This is a genomic window from Phyllobacterium trifolii (assembly GCF_014192095.1).
In the GTDB taxonomy this organism is placed as follows: domain Bacteria; phylum Pseudomonadota; class Alphaproteobacteria; order Rhizobiales; family Rhizobiaceae; genus Phyllobacterium; species Phyllobacterium trifolii.
In genome coordinates this window covers 59,765-85,875 of record NZ_JACHXN010000021.1, presented here as the reverse complement: position 1 = coordinate 85,875, position 26,111 = coordinate 59,765, and the positions used below count along the sequence as shown (strand labels likewise).

Sequence of the window (26,111 nt, the reverse complement as noted above, 5' to 3'; positions counted from 1 at the left end):
AGCTATGAGAAGCAACGTCGATTTTTCCCCGTTCTACCGGTCGAGCGTCGGTTTCGACCGCATTTTCAACCTGCTTGAAAACTCTGCTCAGCCGCAAGGCTCGGATAGATGGCCACCCTATGACATCGTCAAAGTGGGCGAGGACAAATACCGCATCGCCATCGCAGTGGCAGGTTTTGCACAAGATGACCTGTCCATCACCCATGAGCCCAACATGCTTGTGGTCAAAGGCGACAAGACCGACGACGAGGAGATGCAGTACCTTCATCACGGATTGGCGCTCCGGCCCTTCGTTCACCGGTTCGAACTTGCCGATCACGTAACCGTTGTTGATGCGCGACTCGACAATGGCTTGCTAATGATCGAACTCAAGAAAGAGATTCCTGAGGAGATGAAGCCGCGTCGGATTGCCATTGGCGGTACCGGCAGCACTATAGTCGGCGAAAGCTCCAGGCAGGTTAAAGACAGCCACGCGGCGTGATCATCAGAGCCAATGCCGCCTCTCGCCCCGGGCATACCCGGGCGAGAGACGGAGTGCTAGGAGGAAGGCCCAATAGTTAGCGGCCCAAGCCCGCTTTGTTTGGGATCGCTTGTCCGCCAGTAGACACACGATTGTAGCAAGTAAAATTGAGCGTACACTCTATTGGGTCGATGTCGGAGGGGCATCAGATGAACAAACGTCTCGATCACAAACTTGAATGTCCGACGTGCGGAACAATCTACCTTCGCATCCCGGATGACGTGCAAGATCACACCCTGATTCAATGCAGTTCATGTGACAGGGTGCTGGGAAAATGGAGGGAGCTGGAAATAGATTTCCATTCCCAAGGAGGCGGCAGCGGCGTCTTCGAGATGCATGAGGGCCAAATTATACGCAAGGAATGATCCAATGCGAATAGATAACGATGACGATCCGGAAGACGGGTCAAACGGCCGGAACTACATTCCAGCGACGGTGTTCATTGCCGGGCTTTTACTAGCAGCCGGAATAGGCTGGTATTTTTGATAAATACTGACCCGGATACCCTTCGCCAAGCGTCTATTGCATTTACGGCAGATCGGACTTTATCTGGTGGACGGAGGGGCATCAATCGACCAACCTTTGTTGTAAGCAAGGCAGAACTCGACGGCTGACATAGAGCCGCCAACACCCTTTCAGGACGGCTCAGGCAAAGCGCCCGACCAGGCGGTTACTCCTACAGTGCCGAAAGAACGCTGCTTTTCATTGTCATTTTCTTGGGTCGGCTGTACGATTGGCTTGCTGAACGACTTGGTTTTTCCTCGCCCGCAGCGGGTCAAGCCTCATCTTCGCCACCACCGGACAGAGGGGGAGCCCAAGCTGCAGTTCTTGATTACATCGCCAATTTCCTCGGTATGTTGAGAACGCGAAGCTTCTGCTAAACCTCGCGTCTGAACTTTATCATGTCGATCCTCCTTGTGATTTCAATTAAATAACAAGGGATGTCTCGCCCGACCCTACATTTCTACAAAGCGGTCCGCGGCCGATGGCTTGGTGAAGGGCTAGCTTAGCAGTCAAATCGAGCGTGGGGAGCCTTGGCTGAGACTTTATGCTAGTCTGGAGCAAGGGAGACGCTCCATGGGCGAGATGCGGAAAATTGCAGCAATTCTGGTCTCCGACGTGGTCGGCTACAGTCGGCTCGCCGGTGCCGACGAGGATCGCATCCTGGCAAGGTTGCGAACCCTGCGCAGCGATTTGATCGATCCGACGATTTCCGTGCATCATGGCCGCGTGGTCAAGCGCACCGGCGATGGGAGCCTCGTCGAGTTCCGCAGCGTCGTGGACGCCGTGCGCTGCGCCATTGAAGTGCAGAATGCCATGGTCGAGCGCAATGCAGGCCTGCCGCCCGAACGCCGTATTGAATTCCGCATCGGTATCCATCTGGGCGATGTTGTGGAGGAGAGTGACGGGGATCTGATGGGTGACGGCGTCAATATTGCCGCGCGCCTTGAAGGCATTTGCGAGCCCGGCAGTATCTGTCTCTCCGAACAAGCGTACTGGCAAGTCAAGGCAAGGCTCGATCTTGTGATCGACGACCGCGGTGCAGTGCAGCTCAAGAACATCGCCGACCCGGTCCGGGTTTATTCGCTGCACGTTGGCCTTCCCGCCCAGCCGAAATCTGCGGCATCAGCGGAGCCCCATGCGTCGGGAGGACGTGCGGCATTGCCGTCCAGTCCTGACAAACCCTCAATCGCGGTCCTTGCGTTCAACAACATGAGCGGCGACGCAGAGCAGGAATATTTCTCTGACGGTATAAGCGAAGACATCATCACGGACCTCTCGAAGCTGTCTGAGTTGCATGTGATCGCCCGCAACTCATCTTTCGTATACAAGAAGGCGGCGGTCTCCGTCCCGGACATGGCCAAGGCGCTCGGCGTCCGCTACCTGCTTGAAGGTAGCGTCCGCAAGGCGGGCAACAGGGTTCGTGTTACAGCCCAATTAATCGATTCAAGGAGCGGCGGACACGTTTGGGCCAGCCGTTTCGATCGCGACCTCACCGACATTTTCGCAGTTCAGGACGAACTCACGCAGGAAATCGTGTCTGCCCTCAAGCTCAAGCTCACGGCCAGCGAACGGGATCAGCTGGCGCGTGAGCGCTCGGTGAACATCGAGGCGTACGAATTCTTGTTGCGCGGCCGGGAGCAGAGCCTGGCTTGCACCCGGCCCGGAAACATCGCGGCGCGCAACTTGGCAGGGGCCGCCGTCGCTATCGATCCGGCATATGCGGCGGCCCACGCCCTCATCGCTTTCACCCATGTGCTTGACTACATCAACGCCTGGAGCACCGATCCTGAGAACTCACTCCAGACCGGGCTGGAGCTCGCGCAGCAAGCCGTGGGGATGGACGAGCAACAACCCAATGGTCACTTTGCGTTGGGCATGGCTTGCATGTGGAGCCGGGACCTTGACCGCGCTCGGGTGGAGGTGCAACAGGGCCTTGCGCTCTCGCCCAACTCAATCGACCTCCTCATGCTGATGGCGCATATCCAGATATTTTCCGGCGACCCCAAAGGCGCGCTCGAGACGCTTGACGCTTCGATGCTGTTGGACCCGCACTACCCGGAAGTCCTGTTCCAATTTCTCGCCGATGCGCACTTTTCCCTAGCCGATTATGAGCAAGCGGTTACCGCGCTCAAGGAGCGGCTCGCACGCAACCCTCAGTCGGACATTGCTCATGCCCTGCTCGCGTCCTGCTATGGCCACCTTGGACGACCTGAGGAAAGCAGGCAGGCGTGGGAGCAGGCACTCCAGCTCAATCCCGCATTTTCCATTGAACGCCGCCGCCGCGTCCTTCCGTTCCAGAACCCGGAGGACTTTCAACGCCGCGCAGAAGGCCTGCGCAAGGCGGGGCTGGCAGGATGACGTGCGCCGCGGCCGAAGCCTCAATGGGAAGGGCGCGATATGGTCCATAAGCCCAGGCCGTGAGCTGCTCGGGACAAGAACCGACACCCGCTTGTATCGATTAGAGGAATATAGGGTTGCATGGTGTGTTGTCAGCTGATCACGTCATCCAATTTCCGACCGCGCCTAGCCCTCATTTCTCTTGAATAAATAAGACCTCACGTACCGCAAAACGTTTCGAGAACGCGCTCGTGGATTTCCGGCGGCTTTGCATAAAGCGCGAATTCTGCCTGGTCCTCGAAAGGTTCGCCGAGAACCGTCAGTAGTTCTTCAAACGGGCGAAAATTATTATTCTGGACCGCTGCAGCTATGACCGCTTCGACACGGTGATTGCGCGGGATAAAAAGCGGATTGACGTGGAGCATCGCAGTCCGGCGCTCAAAACCTGTTTGTGGTTCACGGGAGATCCGGGACCGCCAGCGTGCCAGCCATTTTCTGAATGCGCCAGGTTCTGTAAACAGGTTGAGCACTTTCTCATCGGCGTTGATGGTCTCGGCAGAGTGGCTCAAATATCGGAACGTCAGAGTAAAGTCTGCCTGGCTCTTCGTCATTGTGTCGAGCAGTCCCTTGATAAGTGTCAGGTCGTTTTCTTCCCCGGTGAACAGGCCAAGCTTCCGTCTCATCCCGGTGATAAACACCGTTTGGAATTGGGCGTCGAAAGTGGCCAGCGCGTTTTGAGCCAAGGACACCGCCCTGTCCTGATCGTCCGCAAGCAACGGCAGCAGTGTCTCTGCCAAACGCACCAGGTTCCACAGAGCGACCGGTCCCTGGTTGCCATACGCGTAGCGGCCCGCATGATCGATAGAACTGAAAACCGTCGCTGGATCGTAATTGTCCAGGAAGGCACATGGACCATAGTCAATAGTCTCGCCGGCGATGGACATGTTGTCTGTATTCATCACACCGTGGATAAATCCGGCCAACATCCACTGCGCAACCAGCGAGGCCTGGGCCCCGATCACTGCCGTCAGGAGCGACAGGTAGGGCATGTCGCCTGCTGCCGCCTCGGGATAATGCCGGGCAATGACATGGTCTGCCAGAGCACGGACGCCCTCAGTGTCACCCCGTGCGGCGAAAAATTGAAACGTCCCTATTCTTATGTGACTGGTGGCGACGCGGGTGAGAACGGCACCGGGGAGAGACATCTCACGCGCAACGGTTTCTCCGGTCAGTACGGCAGCGAGCGCACGGGTCGTTGGAATCCGCAGGGCATTCATTGCTTCACTTAAGATATATTCGCGCAGCACGGGACCCAGCGCCGCACGTCCATCTCCGCCACGAGAAAAAGGCGTCCGTCCCGCCCCCTTTAACTGCATATCCCGTCGGACACCGTCTCGGTCAATGACTTCACCGAGCAAGATCGCCCTGCCATCGCCCAGTCGCGGGACGAAATGACCAAACTGATGCCCTGCATATGCGGTGGCAATAGGGTTAGCGCCCCTCGGGACATTGTTTCCCGCGAGCATGTCGATACCCTCGGCGCTGCTCAACCACCGATCATCCAGCCCCAGCTGGCAGACGAGGTCCAAGTTCAGCTTGATCAATCTCGGAGACGCAACAGGGGTAGGCATTGTGCGGATGAAGAACTTGTCCGGCAGCCGGCTATAACTATGGTCGAATGCGATCTCGGTCATTCCAAACCTGCTTTTTGGCTGTTTCACCGCGTTTGCCGGGACACAAATTGGCGTCGATCGTGACAAGAAGGCACGTTTTGTCCAATCAGCAGCATCGCAAATCAATTTGTCAAAAGTTATTTCATCAGTCGTGGCTTCAGTTGCGCCCAAGTTGCTGTCATGACCTCAGCGAAACTGCAGTCAACCGGATTGGCTGCTGTTAACGATCCGATGCTGCGGATTGAGACTTTGTCGAAACGTACGAATGTAAGCGTGCCTGCTTCTTCCATTGTATTCTTTTCCTAGGTAACAACTATGGTTTAAGGGAAAATGCTATTTCTCCTTGCTGCCATATTGCATTTGCTTACCTAATATCCAAATCGCGACTTCACTAAGGGCACATAGTTGGCGGTCGAGCCTCTTTTTTTCCGACGTTCAATCTTTGACCAGACCTTTCCCTAAGGGTTTCCCTGCCACGTGTTCCGGATTGACCTCGCACTGACGCTGGATCCCAGTTCAACGCCTCGCTTGGCCCCTCGCAGCGACCTCGGCTAAGGCGGCCTTCCAGACTATTGATAGCGGCCGCTCGCGTTTTGGAAGTATGCCAAAAGCTGGGTCGCTGGATCATTAATCTGCCTGGCCTGCTTGCAATAAAGCTTGGATAACCCGTTCCAGAGCCGGGACATCAATAGTTGTTCATGATGTTTCGGCGAGATCCAGCCTCATGCTGTCCTTCAATGAAGCGGCCAGAACACCAGCAATGCCGGTACTGCCGTCAGCACGATGATCACCGAAAGTGGCAAGCCTAACCGAGGATAGTCGCTGAACTTGTAGCCGCCCGGCCCCATAACCAGCGTGTTGCACTGGTGGCCGATGGGTGTCAGGAAATCGCACCGGCGCCAATGGCAACGGCCATCAAAAAGGCCTCCGGCTTGAAACCGAGGGTTGCGGCAAAACTGGTGGCAATTGGCGCCATCACGAGTACCGTTGCGGCATTGTTCAGGAACGGGGTGACGGCCATCGCGGCTACCAGGATAAACGCGATGTATCCTAGCGCCTTTAATGCATTCAGCATTCCTGAGGTGGCCGGTCCGAAACCAACGCATGGTTCCCCGACGGCGAGCCTGGAATAGAACACCGGGCGGATTTTGGGTCGAGTCCGCCGCTTGTCGGCCATGGCGGCGCTGATTTGGAAACTTAACCGTTTATTAACCACGGTTTGTTGCAATACGTAACATTGTGTGACTAATAAGGGATGACTTTGACCAGCGGCGTTCAATTGCAACTTGGCAATCAGCAGGGCGAAAGCCGCTCACGGCGGAGATTCGGGCGCAGCACTGTGGCCTCCATGACGACATTCTGGGGTCTGATGCGGGCGTACTGGCTGTCAGAAAGGTGGATGGAAGCTTGGCTCTTGACGATAGCTATCGCGGTTTTGACAGGAGCTGGAAGCAAGGCCAGCGTCTGGATGGCGGAGGCATCAGGCGAACTTCTCAACTCGATCGTCAATATCCATGATCCTTTCAGCCAACATCCCCTCGCTACCATTCTCGCTAACGGCGGCCTCCTCATCCTGATCATGTTTGTGAAAGAGGCTGGCTTTGTCGGCTTCCGCCATTTGCTTTCGACAACGCTGCATCGCAAGTGGCGCGGCTGGCTGAATTCTCGCTTCAATGATGCCCTCCTCGACAGCAATCATACGCACTACCACCTCCAGCAGGGCGAACGTGCGGAAATGCCTGACAATATTGATCAGCGCTTGCAAGAATCCATCAAAGGTATGACTGGCGGTGCAATCGGTCTCTCGATGGGGATCTTGGGCGTCCTTATGTCAATCATCTTCGTCGGGCAAAAGCTCATTGAGCTGTCGACCGAAGTCAGCGGGCTTGAATTCCTCGGATCATATGGCAGCTCAGTACTCGCGTTTGTAGCGATCGCCGTCTACGTCCCCCTCAGCACCTGGGTTGCAATGAGGATCGGCCGTATCCTTGAAACGCTTACACTCGAGATGCAGCAGACAGAGGGCAGTTACCGCAGCGAACTGACAACATTTCTTCGTCGCAGTTTCCAGGTGGCCGCTTCAAACGGCGAAAACGTGCAGCGTATCGCAAACACTCGCCTCTATTCAGGGATCGACAGAACTTGGTCCAAGTTGAACTGCTTCGATGCCGCATACATGTCATTCACAGCTGTCTACAATTTCTTCGCTGCTCGCGTGGTCGCTTATCTGCCCGGTCTCGTTCCTTACATGGGCAACACGATCAGCTTGAAGACCTATATTACCGGGGCCGAGCTGGTCGGCTCAATGATCAACGAGTGCTCCTGGTTCATTCAGGTGATGCCCGCCATTGCCAATCTGAAGGCAAACGGAATACGCGTCACTGAACTGGCGCTGGCCGCTCAATCGGTCCAGCGGCCGCCGGATTTCTATCAGTCGAGCGGAATTAATGAATTCTCTTACGGCACCCAGCACGAGCTCTTTGGCATGACACTGCGCAATCTCGAGCTCATGCATCGGTCGGATGCGGCGCAGCCGTTCCTGTCTGCATCCCATCTGCATATCCAGAAGGGCGAATGGGTCTACCTCAGGGGTGAGTCAGGCTGCGGAAAAACATGCCTGCTGAAGGCGCTGAACGGGCTTTGGGGATACGGGCGGGGTGACATAATCTATCCAGAAAACGCAAGGGTAATGTACGCGGCGCAGGAAGTGAAACTCCCTGCCGTGTCCCTCAAGCAGCTGATTTGTCTACCTGACGATGAATCAGAGTTTGGCGATGCCGCAGCAGCAGCAGCACTTCATCGCGCCGGGATGGGAGAATTCATCGCGCACCTCGAACGGGAGGACCGCGATGACACTCCATGGGACCAACTTCTGTCGGGCGGCCAAAAACAGAAACTCGTGCTCGCGAGAATCCTTTTGCACAAGCCGACTATATTGTTCCTGGACGAAGCCACAGGTGCCCTCGATCCAGAATCCAAAATTGCGTTCCATCAGGCAATCAAGGATCATTGCAACGGAATCACGGTCATCAGTGTGATGCACGAGCAAGAAACGCCGAAATCGGCACGTGGATCAGAGTTTTATTCGCAGATACTTGAAATCAGGAACGGACTTGCCAAACTCCACGACATCCAGCCGACGCTGGCACGGGTTGAGGTGCCCAACTTCGTGCGGGGAAGCCAATCGATGGTAGCCGCTGAATAACGCAAATCATCGGGCAAGCAGTTCGGATACCGCGATGGCAAGAAAACCTATGTGGCGCTCGGACCGGCGAACCAGCTCGCCGTGGTAACCTGGAAAACCTACGAGGTCGAAAAATGCGCGCTTGTTGGCCAACCCTCAAGACACGAGTTTTATGGTCCCACAGTTTTAACTTCCAAGATGAGCCAGTCTGATCTTCGCGATTTCCTGCGTCCTTGCTATCAACGAGATTTCCTATAATTGTCTCGGATGGATATCCAGGAGAAGACCGATTCGGCTGTCCTTGGTCAGTTCGACGTACAAAATGATCCTTTCATACTGGTTGAAGTCGAGCGCCTTCTGGGTGGCCGTACCCGCGATATCTATCTGAAAGGTAAAATCAGCGCCCTGTTTCGGGACCGAATCTGGTCACAAACTGCCAAGATTATCCGCGCCTGGATGATATGGGTGGCCCTTCTCGACGTATTAACACTGGCGCTCAACTTGCTCATGCTTCCACGAGCCGTAGCGCTGCCCATGCTTTTGCCTGGCTCTTTTCTCCCACCAGTCGCATTAGGCGTTGCCATCGTCTGGCGCAAACCTCGCGCGATCTGGCTACAGACGGCCGTTTTGATAGTAGGCATGTTTCTCATCCTCCTATCCATTGCATTGGTCGGCGCGAGCGCAGGCGGAGAATTCTACGAACGGCATTTGAGTATTATGCTGTTCGTCGCGATCACAGCGGTGATCATCTTCGCAATTCCGCTTGCTTCGACGATAACGATTGCCGGTTTTGCGCTCGGCCTCTATCTCGTTTTTCAGTTGCAGAATCCAAACCTCGAAATTGCGAGCAGCCTGGATGCCACGTTGTTTTTTACGATCGGTATCATCGCGACGATTGTCGCCCGACGGACAATGACCATTCTGGCCCAGAAAACTTTTCTTCTTGAGCTTAGAGATAGGCGCCGAGTCAACCAACTCGCAGAGGCCAATGCCCGGCTTGAGCATCTTGCAAGGACCGACCCCTTAACCGGAATTGCCAACCGGCGCTGGATGATGGAAACGCTTGATCACCTCTGGAGTCGTAGCACGAAAAATAGCGGGCGGGTCGCAATGCTGATGTGCGACATCGATGACTTCAAGAACCTTAATGATCGGCTTGGTCATGCCGAGGGCGATCGATGTCTCATCAAAGTGGCCGGTATTGTTCAAAGCCACATGAGAGGCGAGCGCGATCATGTCGCTCGCTACGGGGGTGAGGAATTTCTTGTCGTTCTTCCGGGGATAGGGGAGCGAGAAGCCCTCGCGGTGGCTGAACGTATTCGAGAGAGCATTGAGGCCGCCGCCCTTTCCAATCCTTCAACCCGCGTCTCCAATTGCGTCACGCTCAGCATCGGCGTTGCGGTTCAGGCACTTGGCGATAGCATCTCGCCAGAACAGCTTCAGCGCCGGGCAGATATGGCCCTTTATCGTGCCAAACAGATCGGTCGCAACCGAGTGGAACTCCACAGACCGGGGGACTGAGTTCCCGTACAACGGCCATCACCGGCCGCCATGAAAAACCATGCATCGTCGACGCAAATGGCCAGCAGGCGCGCCTCTGCTGACATAGGACTTCCGCACCATACCGGGCACGAATGCCGCGTGCGCCGGATAGGCATGGTAGCAGTTAGGCCAGACGCGCCCTGGCAAGCACCCTCTGTTCGGCAAGTGCGGCACCGATTTCCATTGGTCCCTTCCCTCTCCTCGCACTACTCCGGACCAAAGACCGATCGTGCGGACGGGTCATCTCCATGGCGGCAATACGAAAACCTCGACAATCTGCTCCACCGGCAGATCGCCCAGGCGAGTAGAAATAACGTGCTCCTCGGTCTGTTCGATGTGCTGAACGCAGTTCGACGGACCGTGGTGTGGGGCCGCTTGCGCACCGACAGCGCGCGCCCTCCCACCGACCATCACAGTTTTGCCGACCACGAACGGATCGTCGCGGCAAATATCTGAACGCGATCTGAGCGGGGCGGCCGCCGCCATGCGCCGGCATCTGCAGCAGGTGGAGCGGCGTTTGATACCAGCCCGCGAGGCCGCCGAATAGTGGCGTCTAGCCGCGTGGGGAGCCAAGCAGCCTTGCGCGCCGGAGTGATGGTTCTTGTAGCTGACGGCTGATATGTTCATGCCCAATGAACTATCCAAGCACCCTTGAGCCAAAACATCCACAACCTTCTAATTTGCTGGTGTGCGCTCGCTGTCCTGTATTGCAGGAGGCGCTCCGCGAGCCTCTTCCTCGTTGTCACATTCGCTCGCACGGACAATGACAAGCTTGTGCAGGCAGCAAATGATCCCGCTTTCGCCACAACCAAACATTGTAACAGTCACGTATTTGCGCCTTGATCGGCACTTCCGCCAATCTTCTGCCGTTCCGGCCAAGCTGACTTCAGGCATCCAGAATGACGGGAAGCCGTTCACGCAGTTCCTTTACAAGCACGCGCTCATTTTCTGAATAGTCGACCGGCACATTGACCAGATGGACACCGCCGCCGGAGAATGCGTCTTCAAGAACTCGCTTGAACTGGCCGATGTCGTCGACCCTGGTGCCCTTTGCGCCGTATGACTCGGCGTATTCAACAAAGTTCGGATTGCCGAACGTCATGCCGAAGTCCGGAAACTTGTCCACCGCCTGTTTCCAGCGGATCATCCCATAGGCGTTGTCCTCAATGACGAGCACAACGAGGTTCAGTTTCAAACGCACGGCGGTCTCTAGTTCCTGGGAATTCATCATGAAGCCGCCATCGCCGCAGACAGCCATGACACGGCGCTGCGGATACAGCATCGACGCGGCCAGAGCGGACGGTAGCCCTGCGCCCATTGATGCGAGAGCATTGTCAAGCAGGAGCGTATTGGCCATCTGCGTGCGGTAGTTCCGGGCAAACCAGATCTTGTACATGCCGTTGTCGAGCGCGAGAATACCATCGTACGGCATGACCTGGCGGACATCGTGAACCAGACGCTGTGGCGTAAAGCGATCCTCCGTCGATCGCGCCCCGACGCGTTCAAGAATTCGTTCCCGCAGATGTAGGAGTGACTGTGCGTTCGGAAGCTTGCCCTCGAGGCGATCCGCCAAAGCATGCAACGACGGACCGATGTCACCTATCACCTCGGATTGCGGGAAATACACCTGCTCCACGGTCGCCGGCTGGTATCCGACATGAACGACATGTGGACCATCCTTGCCCATGATGAATGGAGGTTTCTCAATTGTGTCATGGCCGATCGTGAGAATAAGGTCGGCCTGCTCGATCGCCTCGTGGACATAGTCGCGCTCCGACAGCGCCGCGGTTCCCATGTAAAGTTCGGTTCCGCCAGCAACCGTACCCTTTCCCATTTGCGTCGTGAAAAATGGAATTCGGGTTCGCATCACAAATTGCGCAATATCGGATGTAGACCGGGGGCGTGAAGCAGCTGCTCCGAACATTAGAAGAGGCCGCTTGGCTGCAATGATAAGCGCGGCAGCACGGTCGAGTGCAGCATCATTTGCTGTCGGAAGTTCAAGCTGATGCGGCGCGATCAACGGCACTTCTTCGCATTCCTCTGCGGCGATGTCCTCCGGAAGCTCGAGATGTACTGGCCCGGGTCTTTCTTCTTGAGCTATCCGAAAGGCCTCCCTGACCATCGTCGGGATCATAAGTGGTGACGCAATCTGCCTTGCAAGCTTGGTCAGCGGGCGCATCGAGGCCACGACGTCGACGACCTGAAAGCGAGCCTGGCGCGATGAAAGGATGCCCTTTTGACCGGTGATCATAACCATCGGCATAGCACCCAGCAATGCGTATGCGGCACCCGTTGACAGGTTCAAGGCACCAGGCCCGAGTGTCGTCAGGCAGACACCCGGCCTTCCCGAGAGCCGGCCATAAGTTGCCGCCATGAAGGCTGCGGCCTGTTCGTGCCGGGTAAGCACGAGTTCGATTGATGAATTGCGAATGGATTCGACTACGTCGAGGTTTTCTTCGCCGGGAATACCGAAAATGCGCTCGACGCCTTCATTTTCGAGCGCTGCTATTAGAAGATCGGATCCTTTGATCATGAATGGTTGCGCCTTATGCATGCCGGAACAAGTCCGGAGGTTAACATACCAATTTATCAGCAGGCCATCTCAAACCCTATCACCAAAAGTTTCGGCCTGCGATCTGCCCTAGGGATAGAATATAGCTCCTTGCGGCCTCTTGCATGCGGCCTTGAGCCGGGAAAAGGTGATCCCAATCCGGCCGGCATTTCCTGCCAACGGGCGGAGATCCTGGCGTAGTTCTTCAAGAAACAGGTACCCATCATAAGTTTTCTACATGACGAGACGAGGCTCAAGGACAATTCCATGCGGGATCATGATTTGTTGATGGGTTCGGTGTATTCGGCGATATCCAGATCCTGCTGAAGCCGCAGATCCGACCAGAAAGGCCATAAAGGCTCGACGGCCCCGGCGTCCCATCCCCGATCGCCGCACGAACGGCGGGTCAAGCTTACCAGTGTCTGCTCCCTCGCGCGCTGAGAGCGAAAGGCCGCCCTGCACCCTGAAGTAGAAATGAGCGATGGACCTGACATCGCATTTGGCGGCAATTCGCCATTGATCTTAGCACGCGCACGCCGGTCCTCGATTCTTGCAAGCACCGCGGCACGGAGTTCGCGGACAATTTGGCCAAAGACGGGCGTAGCCTTCCTCGCCCACCGCTGACAACAACGCCATCCATCCTACCGGGCCCTTCACGCGCCAGGCTCTAATGGTGCCCCGAAGCAACTCTGGCAGCGCTTCGCGGGCGGTCACAGCCTGCCCTAAGGCCTGACCAGACTTTCACTTCGTGCTGCATTGAATAGTGTTGCAACGCTCCCAGATAAAGGTCTCTTTGGATCAAGACGGTATACAGGCTCTTGAGCCGATGTCCGTTGCCTCCGTGAGGTCGACAATCGACATTGCGCTAGGTAAAGGCCGCTTTCTCGCTGTCGACGCTCAACTATTTGAAGCGAAGCCGGAACATTTTTCATCACAGCCGGTTGCTGTCGCATCATCGACAGGAGGCTAAAATGAAACACCATGCACTCGAGCAATTGCAGGTCATCGCCGAGGTTGGTCAGGACTACCCGCGCCAAGTCCTATCGCGAACCAAACGACTTGAACGTTGGGCTGAACTCCTTGAACAGAACCCCACCCGGCGCCTCGCGACGTTGCACCAGACCGAATATCAGCCCATAAGAGCGCGCGGTGCCATGCGGGCCGACGGCTCACCCATCTCGGTGGCGTTCAAAGATCCTATCCTGCGCGCTGCCGGATTGGAAAATGACAGTTACGGCGAAGCAATGCGGTTCTTCGAACTGACCGACAATCAGTTGCACAAAATTATCTGTTATTGCCATTTCGGCGCTACCGTGAGCGCCGCGACAGCCGCCCACTATCTCCGTAAACTTATCGCAAGACAGCTCATGTTCGCTCGGTTGCGCAGTATGTTGATTGGATAAAGGCGACTCCGGCGCCTGAAATGAGCGCGTGCGGAGCATAACCGGCGAAACGCGCCGTATCATGCATCCGCAGCGCTTTTCTCGGCAAGTTCGAGGCTCGCATGATGCCTCACGCGCTTCAGCCAGGGCCTCAAGCCAAGCCCCCACCTCTACAGGACTCTTTTCTCCTGCGTTTGCCCAAGCCTCAATCAGCGGGACGTTACACCCGAGCACTTCGGCAATCTCTCCGTGTAGTGCACGCATTCGAGTGCCTCTACAACGCGTTGCGCGGTCATCACTCTAGTCCAAACAGCGGAGGTTTCAATTTGCCCGCAATGCGGAAGGAAACTATGAATGTTGAGAACCCAGCATCACGTCCCTCAACACGATAGCGCCATTGTGGATTTCATCATGCGCGGAATAGATCAGTGTGATCGGCCCCTCCAGGGCCAGGGAGCGCAACTGATCAAAAAGATGCGAATTACGGTTGATCTCACTTGCGTAACGTCTACGAAACTCATTCCAGCGATCCGGATCGTGACCGAACCATTTGCGGAGCTCGGCGCTGGGTGCGATCTCTTTCATCCACAGAGACAGCGCCGCATCTTTCTTCGAAACGCCTCTTGGCCAGAGGCGATCAACGAGAATTCGCGTGCCGTCTTCTGCGGCGGGCGCTTCATAGGCGCGCTTGAGTTTCACGTTAGCGGCGCGGATCGTTTTCATCACTTGTTTACATTGCACCAACATTGACAAAATCGCGAGACGCTCGGCTGCTTTTCGGTATATCAATTTGCCGCAAACGCGGCCGGCATATGTGCCCCATTACCGCGACCCAGAAATCGGGAGACCAGGAAAATGCTGAAGTTCATGTCCGCCGAAGGGCAGCCTGTTTACGTTAACCCGCAAACAATTGTAGCGGTCCAGAAATATCCTGATGCGCAACACACAACGATTCACACTCTGGGACCGCAAAGTCCTAGTCACTTCTGCATCCTGGTAAACGAAGAGCCGGAAGCCGTTGCAACGCAGTGGCGGGAAGCCGTCAAACAGAATTCCTCTTTATATTGATGACCTATTCAACTTCATCCAGTTCATTCCGGGTGCCAGGCTCAATCATGCCGTGAAAGGAGGGCCATGAGGACTTTGACGCCGGTGCAGCTGCCGCTGTGCTCCTGCCACGTAGCAAGCATAAAAAACGTGTTCCCTTGTGACAAGGTAGGATGCGTCATTGCCGGTTCTGGATCGGCTTTGGGCCTCGCGTTAGAGTCCCAAAAGTTGATGTCGTTAAAGCTGCTTGCGAAGCGTCGCCTCTAAGCCCCGGGTTCAAAAACGCTTATCGGTCGCTCAACGGTGGGTTTGGAGATACCGGATCGTGGTCGCAGGAGCCTTGATAGCGCGAAATTTGCCATCGGCAGGCGCTGCTGCATTGTCTTCAAGCATCCGTCGACGCCAATTGCATTGCCGCACCCGGCCTGGTTGTGCTGCTGAAATTGCCGAGGGGAACACCGGACTTGGCAGTCATACGCGAACTCTCGGCGTTCGGCATGTCTCCGGCAGCACTTTCGGCCTGGTATGTGTCGGCTGATAGCGCCGATACCGGGCTCCTGCTTGGTGTTGCCACCGCGCCGACGAAGAGCCTTGCTCGATCCTGTGATCGGCTCTTCGAAGTCATCCGTCGGTTCAGCTGATCAACTCCAAGGCTGAACGGTCGACTATTGGTAGACCATCTTGTCCAAGTGTAGAGGGAGCACAAACCCGCCACCGGCGCCTTTGTGAGCGAAGCACAGCTATCGGGGAAGCGCGCATTCTCGGCGAATGGCAAAGGTTTGGCGTACAGCGTCAGTCCGGATGTAGACATTTCATGCCGCAACGCAAAAGTGGGCTTGCCGGATCTCAGCTAGACTATTTTGTTCAATCTCAAACCCGGTCAGAAACCCTTGCTTTGAAGGTGCCGGCAAGCCCAGTTTCAGCTCGTGCTTAGGCCTGAACGGGCAAATGATCGAACAGATCTGGATCGGGAAAACCAGCTAATGGCTCTGAGCCTTCGTGCTCGCAGTTGAGATTTGGACCTGATCCGCGCAGATCACCATACCGGCCACCGCGGCGCCAGACAGGCCGCTTCCATGAGGCCTGACACAAGACCGCACTCGATCACCGTGGATAAAAGTTTAAAAACTTCTTGCATCCAGGGCGGCAACCACACAAGCCATTATGCGACTTTAAAAGCAATATCGGGAAGGTCGGCGGGAAAGCGATGGCATGGACGGAATGAGTGCGATGCGCTTTGACGCTGAGCGCCAGCTACTCTGCGATCAAGCCGGATTGCGCGGCATCATCCCAAAAAGACGTCGGAATTGGCCATTCGAACCAACGGACATTTTGATCGACGCGGTCCTTGTGGCTCATACCAATGACGGCAACTGAAACGGATGAGTGGTGGAACGGAAATTGAAGCGCGGCAGCCTGCAGGGGTATATTGTGTTTTTCGCACAAGGCCGCGAGGTGCTTGGCTTTGTCCACAACGGCGACGGGTGGCGCCTTATAGTCATAGGTGACGTTGGCCGAGGTGGGGCCCGAGGCCAGTATTCCGGAGTTGAAAACCCCGGCGACCACGATCTCGACACCTTTGCTTGCCGCGAGTGGAAGAAGGTCATCCGCTGCGCTTTGGTCGAGTAAGCTGTAACGTCCAGCGATCATAACGGCATCAAGGGTGGCATTTTGCAGGAAACGCGTCGCGATATCGCTTTCATTGACGCCAATACCCACTGCCCTTATGTGACCCGCCTTACGCAATTCATCGAGTGCGCGGTAACATCCGTCGATTGCTTCATCGAAGCGTCGTTCGAAGGTCTCTCCATGCGTGTAGCGATCGACATCGTGGATATAGACGAGATCGAATTCGGAAAAACCGAGGCGATTGGCCGATTGTTCGAGTGACCGCATTGTCCCTTGGTAGCCGTAGTCGAATACTGGTTTCAGGCGAAGCGGCGAGGCCCAAATTCCATAATCGACATCCTCGCCGCGAGGCGGCACGAGATAACGCCCGACCTTGGTCGAAACCGTGAAACTTTGGCGCGGCACTGTGCGGAGAAACTGGCCAAGGCGCAATTCGCTGAGGCCGTGGCCATAAAGCGGAGCCGTATCAAAATATCGAAATCCAGCATCGTAGGCGCTGTGCAGCACCTCCTGCGCCTGCGCTTCCGGCACGTTGCGGTAGAGTGTGCCGATACCGCTCGCGCCAAAACCGAGCCGTGACGCGAACCCAATGCGGCTCTTTCCGATTGGTTCAAGGCTCATGATTGAAAGCCCGGCAGCTTATATGCCTCGATGGCCGAGCCGCCGAAAATCTGTTCGCGTTGTCGCGCTGTCAAATCCGGCAGACATTCACGTAACACACCGATAACATCATCATAGCCGCCTGCAACCAGACAAACCGGCCAATCCGTGCCGAACATGCAACGGTCGGGACCAAAGATTTCGAGGACATGGTCAACATAGGGCCTCAGATCGCCTGGCGTCCAATTCTGCCAATCTGCTTCGGTGATCATGCCTGAAAGTTTGCACCAGACATGCCGCCGCTCGCTGCGGAAGCCTTGCATGAGTTCGGCCCACTCATCGTACTCGCGGTTTTTGATGTTCGGCTTGGAAATGTGATCGAGAACAAAGCGGAGCTCGGGAAAAGTTTCTGTCGTCTTGATCGCTGACGGGAGTTGGGGAAGATTGGGAACGAGGTCGTAGACCAGACCCGCATCCTGTACGGCCTGAAGACCCCTGCGTACATCATCGCGCAAAAGCCAGTTCGGATCGGATTCTGTCTGGATCAAATGCCGTATACCAACCAGCCACTTTCCGTTCGGGCTTTGCTGGAGTTCCGCAAGCGTATCCGCCACGTGCGGATCGGTGAGATCGACCCAGCCGACCACGCCGGCGACAAAATCGGTGTTTGCCGCCGTCTCGATGAAATCCCAGGTCTCACCGAGATCATTCCAGGTCTGCACGAGGACAGTTCCGGACACATCGTTGGCTTGCAAAGCCGGGCGCAGATCGCCCGGCTCGAACTTGCGGTTGAGCGGTTCGAAGGGCCCACTCAACCACCCATAGTCACCACCGCTTGCCGGATCCCAGAAGTGGTGATGTGAATCGATCATCGGGGATGCCATGCTAAATCACCAGCGTTGATGCACATAGGGCTTGATGTCCTGCTGATAGATTTCCCTGATCTTATCCATGATATCAGCGGTTAATGGAGCAAGTTCGATTGCTTCGGCATTCGAGCGTGCCTGTTCAGGATTGCGGGCACCAGGGATTGCGACGGTGACAGCGTCGAACATCAGGATCCAGCGCAATGCAAATTTGGCCATGGTCGTGTCGCCGGAAACGAGCGGACGGATCTTTTCGACCGCGTCGAGACCTTTTTCATAAGGAACACCCGAAAAGGTCTCGCCCACATCGAACGCTTCACCATTGCGGTTGAACTGGCGATGATCGTTCTGGGCAAATTTCGTATCGCGTTTGAACTTGCCGGAAAGCAGCCCACTGGCAAGCGGTACACGGGCTATGATCGCCGTCTTCGTCTCCTTGGCAAGCTCGAAGAACCGCTCGGCCGGACGCTGGCGGAATGCATTGAAGATGATCTGCACGCTGGCGATGCCGGGATATTCAAGGGCCTTGAGGGCTTCTTCGACGCGCTCAACACTGACGCCGTAATTGCTGATCTTGCCCTGCTCGACCAGCCTGTCGAGTCTCTCGAAAACCTCCGGATGATAGTAAAGGTCTGTTGGCGGGCAGTGCAATTGCACCAGATCGAGCGTGTCGGTTTGAAGGTTCTTCAAGCTGCGCTCAATATAGTTCGAAAGGTTCTCGGCGCTGTAACCGGCAACAGTCTGTTCCGGCAGGCGGCGGCCTGCCTTGGTGGCGATGAACGGTCTTATCCCGCCGCGCTCCTTGACGACTTTCGCGATCAGTTGCTCGGAGTGGCCATCACCATAAACGTCGGCGGTATCGATGAAATTGACACCGCTGTCGAGGGCGGCATGAAGCGCCGCCAGCGCCTCCTCATCATTCACCTCACCCCAGGCAGCGCCGATAGCCCAGGCACCAAAACCGATTTCACTGACCTTGCGGCCAGTGCGTCCAAAATCTCTCATTCGCATGTGTCATCTCCCTGTCGGCGCCGCGTGGTTGTCCAGAACCTGCGGCGCATCAAAAAACGCAGTCTTCCAATCCTTATCGAACATTTGGTTGTACGACAACCCTGTAAGACGACGCTAACGGCTTTTAAAAGCCGTCCCGGATTAAATCCGCTGCTTTTTCTCCTATCATGACAGTGGCGGCGTTGGTGTTCGAGGAGATCAGCCGGGGCATGATCGAACTGTCGCAGACACGCAGTCCCTCGATACCGCGAACCCTCAACTGCGGATCGACTACAGCGGCGTCCCCTGCGCCCATGCGGCATGTACCGACAGGGTGGTAAGCGGAGCGCGCATATTGCCGGGCGAAGAGGGCTGCACTTTCTCGCGACGTTACTGCATCGCCGGGCAGATGCTCGCGGCGAATGAATGGCCGGAACGCAGGCTGCGCAAGAATCTCGCGGCTCAGCATGATGCCATCGATGGCGCGTTCCAGATCATAGGGCTCCGAAAAGGCGTTCGGGTCGATGATCGGCGCATCGAGCGGATCAGAGGAGCGCAAGGTGACCGAACCACGCGAACGCGGCCGGACGTGATAGGAGTTCAACGTACAGCCATTACCACCAGGCACCGAACCGATGCCTTCCTCGACACCGGCCCCGGGGAGAAAATGGAACTGGATATCCGGCGTCTTCTCGCTTTTGTCACCCCACCAGAACGCGCCGCCTTCAACGATGTTGGATGCGATCGGTCCTTTGCCGAACAGCGTGTATTCGAGACCGGCCATGAATTGCCAGCGGCGCTTCTTGTACCGGTCAATGCCATAGGGACCCGAGAGTTCCGCCAGCACATCGACATCCATGTGGTCCTGAAGATTTTGCCCGACGCCCGGTAGATCATGAATGACTTTGACGCCGCTGGCTTTGAGATGCGTGGCATCGCCAATTCCCGAAAGCAGCAGCAGTTTTGGCGAGCCAATGGCGCCTGCCGCAACAATCACTTCCCGTTCAGCACGCAGAATTGACAAATTGCCGTTCTCGATGATTTCGACGCCTGTTGTGCGTCCATTCTCAATGACAATACGATTGACGAGAATGCCTGTTCGAACGATAAGGTTTTTGCGGCTGAGGACCGGCTTGAGGTAGCCCACGGCCGTACTGCTGCGTTTGCCCCCTTTTGTCGTGGTTTGATAGAACCCGGCCCCCTCCTGATGGGCGGCGTTGAAATCCGCGGTGAAGGGCAGCCCCGCCTGTTGTGCAGCCTGCACAAATATTCGGGTCAGCGGGTGTGGATTGCAAAAGCTGACGCCGAGCGGCCCCTCATTGCCGTGGTAATCGCCGACGAAGGTGTCATTGCCTTCAGACTTCTTGAAGTAGGGAAGCAGATCCTTGAATGACCAGCCGGCACATCCCTCTTCCAGAGCCCAGGTGTCATAATCTTCCGGGCATCCGCGCGTAAATACCTGGGCATTGATGGAACTGCCGCCACCCAGAACCCGGGCTTGCGGATAGACCATGGTGCGGCCGTCGATCTCGCTCCCTGCAGCCGTTTCATAGCCCCAGATCAATGGCCCCGCGGTCATCTTGAAAAACCCGACGGGCAGATGGATGTAGAAATTCGTATCGCGCGGACCGGCCTCAAGCAGCGTGACGGATACGCTCGGATCCTCCGACAATCTCGCAGCCAGAACGCAGCCAGCGGAGCCACCGCCAACGATGATATAGTCAGACATTCATATCCTCCCATGCCGGATGTAAGCTTTGGAATTGGCAGAGCACCGGCACCTTTCGGAACGAACAATCTCAAGTCTCTTGTGAAGCGTCAAGAGAAAGGGTATGGTTATCGTGTTGGAGGGTTGTCGTACAATTAGGAGGTTGTCGCATCAGCTTCACTTGTATTTCATGCTTCGAGGAGAGGCATTTTCACAGCATCTGAGTTCCACCGGGAGGATAGAGGAATGAGTGACAGGGCTAGTATTGCACATTTCGGCCAGATAAATCGCCGGACGTTGATGATGGGCGCCGGTGCCGGGCTGGCAGTGGCGGCCATGCCGAAACGGCTGTGGGCGCAGGGAGCGCCAACGCTGGTAACGTCGATACGCTCGCTTTCGAACCCTTACCACGCTGTGTGGAAGACCGGCGCAGAGGCCTATGCCGCGTCGGTCGGTCTGGAGCACGTTACGCTTGTGTCCGAGGGCAACAGCGAAAAAGGGATTGCCGACATCAAGGCCATGCTTGCCAAGACCGGCGGTAATATGGTGCTCAATTCCGATCCGAACGATACGCCGGATGCCCGCCCCATCGTTGAAGCCTGCAAGAGTGCCGGCGCCTCGGTGGTGACCCAATGGAACAAGCCCGCCGATCTGCATCCGCGCGACTTCAATCCGAATTACGTATCGCACATCGAGTTCGATGGTATCGCCAGCGGCAAGCAGATTGCCGAAATCCTCTTCAAGACCATCGGCGGTTCGGGCGGCATCATTGCGCTTGGCGGCCTGATTTCGACGACAGCGGCCATCGAACGCAAAAAGGGTCTCGACGAGGCTCTTGCCGCGAACCCGAACATCAAGCTTCTGGATTTCCAGGTTGCAAACTGGAAGTCCACCGAAGCGTTCGATCTGACCAGCAATCTGCTCACGCGGTTTGGTGATGATATCAAGGGCGTATGGGCGGCCAATGACGACATGGGCACGGGCGCTCTCGAGGCGCTGCGCGCCGAAGGTCTTGCCGGCAAGGTTCCAATCGTCGGTATCGATGGCATCAAAACCGCCGTCGACGCCGTGCGTACGGGAGAATTTGCCTGCACGATCACGTCTGATCCCTTCTGGCAGGGCGGCATGGGGCTATCCATCGGCTACAATGCCCACATGAAGAAATTCGATCCCGCGACCCAGCCGCCGGAGCACCGCGAGTTCTACGGCAAGGTGGTTTCGATCACGAAGGACAATGTCGAGGAATACTACAAGAACAATATCGACTCCAAGCCGACCATGGACTGGAACGACCTCTGGGGCCGGGTGACCGGCGCCATTCGTGCCTGAAAACCAGCAATGAGGGACGCAGCCCGGCTGCGTCCTTGCAAGCGGCCGCGCTGGTTCCGCTGCCTGTTCTTTCCCATCTTTCATGCGGGATGTAGTCTGTTGACAGTCAATTCTGAAACCATGAAGTCCATGTCGAATATGGAGCCGAAAACGGCGATGCAATCGTTCTGGAGCCGTGCGGGCAAGGCGAGACGTTGGCGTGCCTTCGCGCCATTGGCCGTTCTGATCGTCCTTTGTATCCTGATTGCGATCGCCAACCCGAATTTCATCGAACCACGCAATCTCATTCGTGTTGCAAATTCAGCTGCGGTGCCCTTGACGCTCGCCATGGGTATGACCTTCATCATCCTGCTTGGCAGTATCGACCTTTCCGTTGAAGGGGCCATGTCCGTCGCGGCAATGGTGCTGGTTCTGCTCGCCACAAACGACAGCAATACCAACCATTACGGCTGGTTTGCCGTGATCGCAGCCATAGCGGCGAGCACGGCGATGGGATTGGCGAGTGGATTTCTGCAAACCACGCTGCGGATACCCTCGTTCATGACGACGCTCGGTGTATGGTTCATTGGCCTCGGCTTTTCGGTCTATATGCTTGGCGGTTCGGCCGTACGCTTGATGGACGAGAACATCCGCGCTTTGGCGTTGTCACGCTTCCTCGGATTTCCGCTGGCAGTCTGGATCGCGCTTGCTGCATTTGCCGTCGCAATCGTCATCCAATATCACACACGCATTGGCCGTCACATCATGGCGATCGGCGGCGGTGAAGACGTCGCCGAACTCTCCGGCATCAATCTGCGCCGCGTGCGCATCATGGCTTTCGGTCTCGCCGGTTTCTTCTTCGGTGTGGCCGGTGTACTCGCCGCTGCACAGCTCGGTCAGTCCAATGCGGTAATTGCCGATGGCCGGCTATTTGCAGCTGTGACAGCCGTCGTCGTTGGCGGCACCGCACTGACAGGAGGCGAAGGCGGCGTTCTTAATACGCTGGTCGGCGTTCTGATCGTAACGGTGCTAGCCAACGGCATGATCCTCCTTGGCATCTCTCCTTACATTCAGCAGACCGTGCAAGGCCTGATGATTATCGCCGCCGTTGCGCTGTCGCTGGATCGCTTCAACCTCAAGATCGTGAAGTGACGCCATGTTTGCAGCAAACGGAATCAGCAAATCTTTTGTCGGCACACACGCACTGAAGAAAGTCGATATCGAAATCCGGCCCAATGAAGTGGTAGGGCTTATCGGCGAAAACGGCGCTGGAAAATCAACACTGATGCGCATCCTTGCCGGCACGCATCGTCCGGATTCGGGCACGCTTACGCTCGACGGCCAGCCACTTCGCATGCGCAATGCGCGCGATGCCGCCGGCCACGGTATCGGCATGGTATTCCAGGAGCAGTCGCTGCTCCTGAACATGACCGTCGCAGAGAACATCTATCTGGGGCAGGAGCACCAGTTTACACGCTTTGGCATTGTCAACTGGCGGGCAATGAATGATGCCTCGCGCCGCCAGCTGGCAAAGATCGGCGTCGATATCGACGTGACTGCCCGCGCCTCTGAGCTTACATTTGCGGCACGCCAGATGGTCGAACTTGCCAAGGCCCTGACTCTCGAGGAAAGCGTCGACCGGCCACTGGTCATCCTGCTGGATGAGCCCACCTCCGTCCTGAGCGCCTCCGACATCGACGTGCTGTTTGCACGGGTAAAGTCGCTCAAATCCCGCGCAAGTTTCGTGTTCGTCTCACATCGTCTCGAGGAAGTGCTGCGGATATCCGACCGCGTCTATACGATGAAAGACGGCGCCGTCGTGGCCGAGCATCGCTCTGAGGACGTGACAGCCCCTGCCCTGCACGAGATCATGGTCGGCCGAGGCTTGCAGACCGAATACTACAAGGAAGGCAAGCAGAACGCCCCGCGCAGCGAAGTCATCGTTGAGGCATCCAAGCTCGGCGTCGCCGGTGCTTTTCATGATGTCAGCTTCAAGATACATGCCGGAGAGATCATCGGTATCGCCGGCGTCGTCGGTTCTGGACGCGAGGAAATCACGCGCACGATCGGCGGTTTTTTGCCCCAGACCGAAGGGGCGCTCAAGATAAAGGGCGAAGTTGTCCGCTTCACTTCGCCCGAACAGGCCGTGCGCAAGAGCATAGGCTATATTCCGCGCGAACGGCGCGTCGAGGGGCTGGTGATGTTTCTCTCGGTTGCAGAGAATATTACGCTTGCGGATCTCTCCTGTGTCATGCGCGGCGGAGCGATCAACTACAAGCAAGAGAGAAAGCTCGCCGTCGACTGGATCAAAAAGCTGCGCATCAAGACGCCAGGACCCGATGCCGCCTGCCGCAAGCTCAGCGGCGGCAACCAGCAGAAGGTGGTTCTGGCGCGCTGGATGACTGCTGGTTCGCGGGTATTGATACTCGATCATCCGACGCGCGGTCTCGATGTCGGCGCCAAGGAGGAGGTCTACGACCTTGTCAGGGACCTTTCAGCCCAAGGCATCGCGATCCTGCTCATCTCCGACACGCTCGACGAGACGATCGGTCTTTCACACAGGGTACTCGTCATGCGTGACGGTGAGGTCACCGCAGAGTTCGACGCCAGTCGCGGCAAGAAGCCGGATCAGGTCGAACTGTTGCGCGAGATGGTTTGAGGCGCTTTTATGAAAAATTCTTTCGATTTCAAATCCATGCTCGCCAATGCCTGGGTCCAGGGTGCGATCCCTCCAGCGCTGCTCATCGTGCTGGTCATCATTGTCGAAATAGGTTCCCCCGGCTTTTTAACCGGTGAAACCCTGGCGCTGCTCTTGTCCAATACCGCCGTGCTGTTCATTCTGGCGACCGGCGTAACTTTCGTCATTCTTATCGGCGGCATCGATCTTTCCATTCAGGCCGTCGCGTCGCTTGCCAGTGTCATCCTCGCCCAGTTGCTGCCGTCGATGGGGCTGCTCGCCTTTCCGGTGGCCATTGCGGCGGGTCTGGTGTTTGGCATTCTCAGCGGCGTCGTTCATGTCTGGCTGCGCGTGCCGTCCTTTGTGGCAACACTTGCAACGGGCGGCGTGGTTGCGGGCATGGCGTTGTGGCTGGCAAACGGCCGGGCGATCACCATCGAGGAAGGCGGGCGGGCAAGCACCTCCTGGATCAATGCGACGATTGCCGGAACACCCGTTGTTGTCCTGATCGCTATCGGCGTCGGGTTAGCGAGCTATCTCGGCTTGCGCTATAGCCGCTTCGGGCGGCAGAGCCTGGCTGTGGGTGCTGGCGAACCGGCGGCCTATGCGGCAGGTATCAATGTGGATCGCACCAAGATCGTTGCATTCGCCCTTTCTGGCACCCTCGCCGCTATCGCCGGCGTCATCCTCGCGGCGCGCCTTTCAAGCGGCTCGCCGAGCCTTGCCAACCAGCTTCTGCTTCCGGCAATTGCTGCGGTTATCGTCGGCGGTACGGCAATCACAGGCGGTCTCGGAGGCGTTGGCCGCACCGCCGTCGGCGCACTGATCATCTCGATCGTTCGCATCGGCATGACGTTCGTCGGTGTAAATATTTTCGCGGAAAATGTTGTTTTTGGCGCCGTGCTGATCGCAGCCGTGGCCATCACCATCGACCGCAGCAAGATCGCGATCATCAAATGAAAAGAACCGGGATTAGTCACTTCAATTGCCGGAGCCGCGCCGCAGGGACGTGCAGGCGGCCCCTCAGGCAGAAGCTATTTCATCGTATCAAGGCCAATCAATTCGATCTTGTAGCCATCGGGATCTTCAATGAAGGCGATATGCGTGGTGCCATGCTTCATCGGCCCCGGCTTGCGGGGAATGCTGGCCCCGTTTCGTTCAAGCTCCGAGCAAACCGCGTAAATGTCCTTGACACCAAGAGCCAGGTGACCGAAGCCGCTCCCGATCTCATAGGGAGCCGCCTGATCCCAGTTATGGGTAAGCTCCACAACGGTGTTGTTCTCCTCCGGACCATAGCCGACAAAGGCCAGCGTGAACTTGCCGTCGGGATAGTCATCGCGACGCAACAATTTCATGCCAAGCAACTCGGTGTAGAATTTGATCGACTTCTCCAGGTCGAAAACCCGGATCATGGTGTGCATCATTCGAAAGCGTGTGTTGAGATCGCTCATGGTGTTCTTCCTCCTGTAGATGATCGCTTTGGTTTGATTTTCAACAACAATTGGCAAAAGGCAAGGCTGCGCCGCTTGAAGTTCCCAACCATAGTTGTATGATAACATGGCAACAGGGATAGTTGTCCAGTTGTTTTTGCTC

General features: G+C 56.5%; 20 protein-coding genes and 1 pseudogene. 12 read left to right on the top strand and 9 right to left on the bottom strand.

What is annotated here, in order from left to right:
* The first annotated feature begins 4 nt into the window (after positions 1-4).
* Positions 5-481, top strand: a complete 477-nt coding sequence (locus FHS21_RS24430; RefSeq protein ID WP_112529880.1) for an Hsp20 family protein — start codon at positions 5-7, stop codon at positions 479-481.
* A 1,116-nt stretch (positions 482-1,597) separates the two neighbouring features.
* Entirely contained in the window at positions 1,598-3,382 is a 1,785-nt protein-coding gene (locus FHS21_RS24425) for an adenylate/guanylate cyclase domain-containing protein (protein WP_112529876.1), read from the top strand.
* A 197-nt stretch (positions 3,383-3,579) separates the two neighbouring features.
* Here the strand turns inward: FHS21_RS24425 and FHS21_RS24420 are convergent, their stop codons facing one another.
* Entirely contained in the window at positions 3,580-5,055 is a 1,476-nt protein-coding gene (locus tag FHS21_RS24420) for a protein adenylyltransferase SelO (protein WP_183664557.1), read from the bottom strand.
* Between the two features lie 713 nt (positions 5,056-5,768).
* A pseudogene (locus FHS21_RS24415) lies at positions 5,769-6,160 on the bottom strand (SLC13 family permease); the annotation flags it as partial.
* Between the two features lie 222 nt (positions 6,161-6,382).
* Here FHS21_RS24415 and FHS21_RS24410 point away from each other — a divergent pair.
* The 3 genes from FHS21_RS24410 to FHS21_RS31660 all read left to right on the top strand — a co-directional run bounded on the left by FHS21_RS24410 (position 6,383) and on the right by FHS21_RS31660 (position 10,216).
* Positions 6,383-8,239, top strand: a complete 1,857-nt coding sequence (locus FHS21_RS24410; protein ID WP_183664580.1) for an ABC transporter ATP-binding protein/permease — start codon at positions 6,383-6,385, stop codon at positions 8,237-8,239.
* A 246-nt stretch (positions 8,240-8,485) separates the two neighbouring features.
* Positions 8,486-9,739, top strand: a complete 1,254-nt coding sequence (locus tag FHS21_RS24405; RefSeq protein WP_183664578.1) for a GGDEF domain-containing protein — start codon at positions 8,486-8,488, stop codon at positions 9,737-9,739.
* Positions 9,740-9,769: 30 nt separating this feature from the next.
* Complete coding sequence (locus FHS21_RS31660; RefSeq protein WP_376772203.1) at positions 9,770-10,216, top strand: FCD domain-containing protein; 447 nt, start codon at positions 9,770-9,772, stop codon at positions 10,214-10,216.
* Positions 10,217-10,646: 430 nt separating this feature from the next.
* Here the strand turns inward: FHS21_RS31660 and FHS21_RS24395 are convergent, their stop codons facing one another.
* Positions 10,647-12,293, bottom strand: a complete 1,647-nt coding sequence (locus FHS21_RS24395; RefSeq protein WP_112529951.1) for an acetolactate synthase large subunit — start codon at positions 12,291-12,293, stop codon at positions 10,647-10,649.
* A 989-nt stretch (positions 12,294-13,282) separates the two neighbouring features.
* Here FHS21_RS24395 and FHS21_RS24390 point away from each other — a divergent pair.
* Positions 13,283-13,714 carry a hypothetical protein gene (locus tag FHS21_RS24390; RefSeq protein ID WP_112529867.1) on the top strand — a complete coding sequence of 144 codons (432 nt, stop codon included), beginning with the start codon at positions 13,283-13,285 and terminating at the stop codon, positions 13,712-13,714.
* 327 nt (positions 13,715-14,041) lie between these two features.
* Here FHS21_RS24390 and FHS21_RS24385 read toward each other — a convergent pair whose 3' ends face one another.
* A complete protein-coding gene (locus tag FHS21_RS24385) occupies positions 14,042-14,416 on the bottom strand; it encodes a DUF488 domain-containing protein (protein WP_112529865.1) in 375 nt (124 codons plus the stop codon).
* A 132-nt stretch (positions 14,417-14,548) separates the two neighbouring features.
* On the opposite strand from FHS21_RS24385, the gene FHS21_RS24380 reads away from it, so the two are divergent.
* Complete coding sequence (locus FHS21_RS24380; RefSeq protein WP_112529863.1) at positions 14,549-14,761, top strand: hypothetical protein; 213 nt, start codon at positions 14,549-14,551, stop codon at positions 14,759-14,761.
* A 443-nt stretch (positions 14,762-15,204) separates the two neighbouring features.
* The gene (locus FHS21_RS24375) at positions 15,205-15,381 is read left to right on the top strand and encodes a hypothetical protein (protein WP_162701922.1); all 177 of its coding nucleotides are present in this window, start codon (positions 15,205-15,207) and stop codon (positions 15,379-15,381) included.
* 613 nt (positions 15,382-15,994) lie between these two features.
* Here FHS21_RS24375 and FHS21_RS24370 read toward each other — a convergent pair.
* From FHS21_RS24370 to FHS21_RS24355, 4 genes are all read right to left on the bottom strand, one after another.
* Positions 15,995-16,990, bottom strand: coding sequence for an aldo/keto reductase (locus FHS21_RS24370; protein WP_112529861.1), 996 nt, complete (start codon positions 16,988-16,990; stop codon positions 15,995-15,997).
* Positions 16,987-17,853 carry an amidohydrolase family protein gene (locus FHS21_RS24365; protein ID WP_246411189.1) on the bottom strand — a complete coding sequence of 289 codons (867 nt, stop codon included), beginning with the start codon at positions 17,851-17,853 and terminating at the stop codon, positions 16,987-16,989. Before FHS21_RS24365 ends, FHS21_RS24370 begins: the two co-directional genes overlap by 4 nt.
* Before the next feature lie 6 nt (positions 17,854-17,859).
* On the bottom strand, positions 17,860-18,846 hold the full coding sequence (locus FHS21_RS24360; RefSeq protein WP_183664555.1) for an aldo/keto reductase: 987 nt from the start codon (positions 18,844-18,846) through the stop codon (positions 17,860-17,862).
* Between the two features lie 124 nt (positions 18,847-18,970).
* Positions 18,971-20,554 carry a GMC family oxidoreductase gene (locus tag FHS21_RS24355; RefSeq protein WP_112529855.1) on the bottom strand — a complete coding sequence of 528 codons (1,584 nt, stop codon included), beginning with the start codon at positions 20,552-20,554 and terminating at the stop codon, positions 18,971-18,973.
* 225 nt (positions 20,555-20,779) lie between these two features.
* Between FHS21_RS24355 and FHS21_RS24350 the strand changes: the two genes are divergently transcribed.
* From FHS21_RS24350 to FHS21_RS24335, 4 genes are all read left to right on the top strand, one after another.
* On the top strand, positions 20,780-21,862 hold the full coding sequence (locus FHS21_RS24350) for a sugar ABC transporter substrate-binding protein (protein ID WP_183664553.1): 1,083 nt from the start codon (positions 20,780-20,782) through the stop codon (positions 21,860-21,862).
* 99 nt (positions 21,863-21,961) lie between these two features.
* Positions 21,962-22,993, top strand: coding sequence for an ABC transporter permease (locus FHS21_RS24345; protein WP_246411188.1), 1,032 nt, complete (start codon positions 21,962-21,964; stop codon positions 22,991-22,993).
* Positions 22,994-22,997: 4 nt separating this feature from the next.
* Positions 22,998-24,500, top strand: coding sequence for a sugar ABC transporter ATP-binding protein (locus FHS21_RS24340; protein ID WP_112529851.1), 1,503 nt, complete (start codon positions 22,998-23,000; stop codon positions 24,498-24,500).
* Positions 24,501-24,509: 9 nt separating this feature from the next.
* Positions 24,510-25,478: an ABC transporter permease gene (locus FHS21_RS24335; protein ID WP_183664551.1), complete on the top strand. Its 969-nt coding sequence runs from the start codon at positions 24,510-24,512 to the stop codon at positions 25,476-25,478.
* A gap of 74 nt (positions 25,479-25,552) precedes the next feature.
* Here the strand turns inward: FHS21_RS24335 and gloA are convergent, their stop codons facing one another.
* A complete protein-coding gene (gene gloA / locus FHS21_RS24330) occupies positions 25,553-25,969 on the bottom strand; it encodes a lactoylglutathione lyase (RefSeq protein ID WP_183664549.1) in 417 nt (138 codons plus the stop codon).
* Between the last annotated feature and the right edge of the window lie 142 nt (positions 25,970-26,111).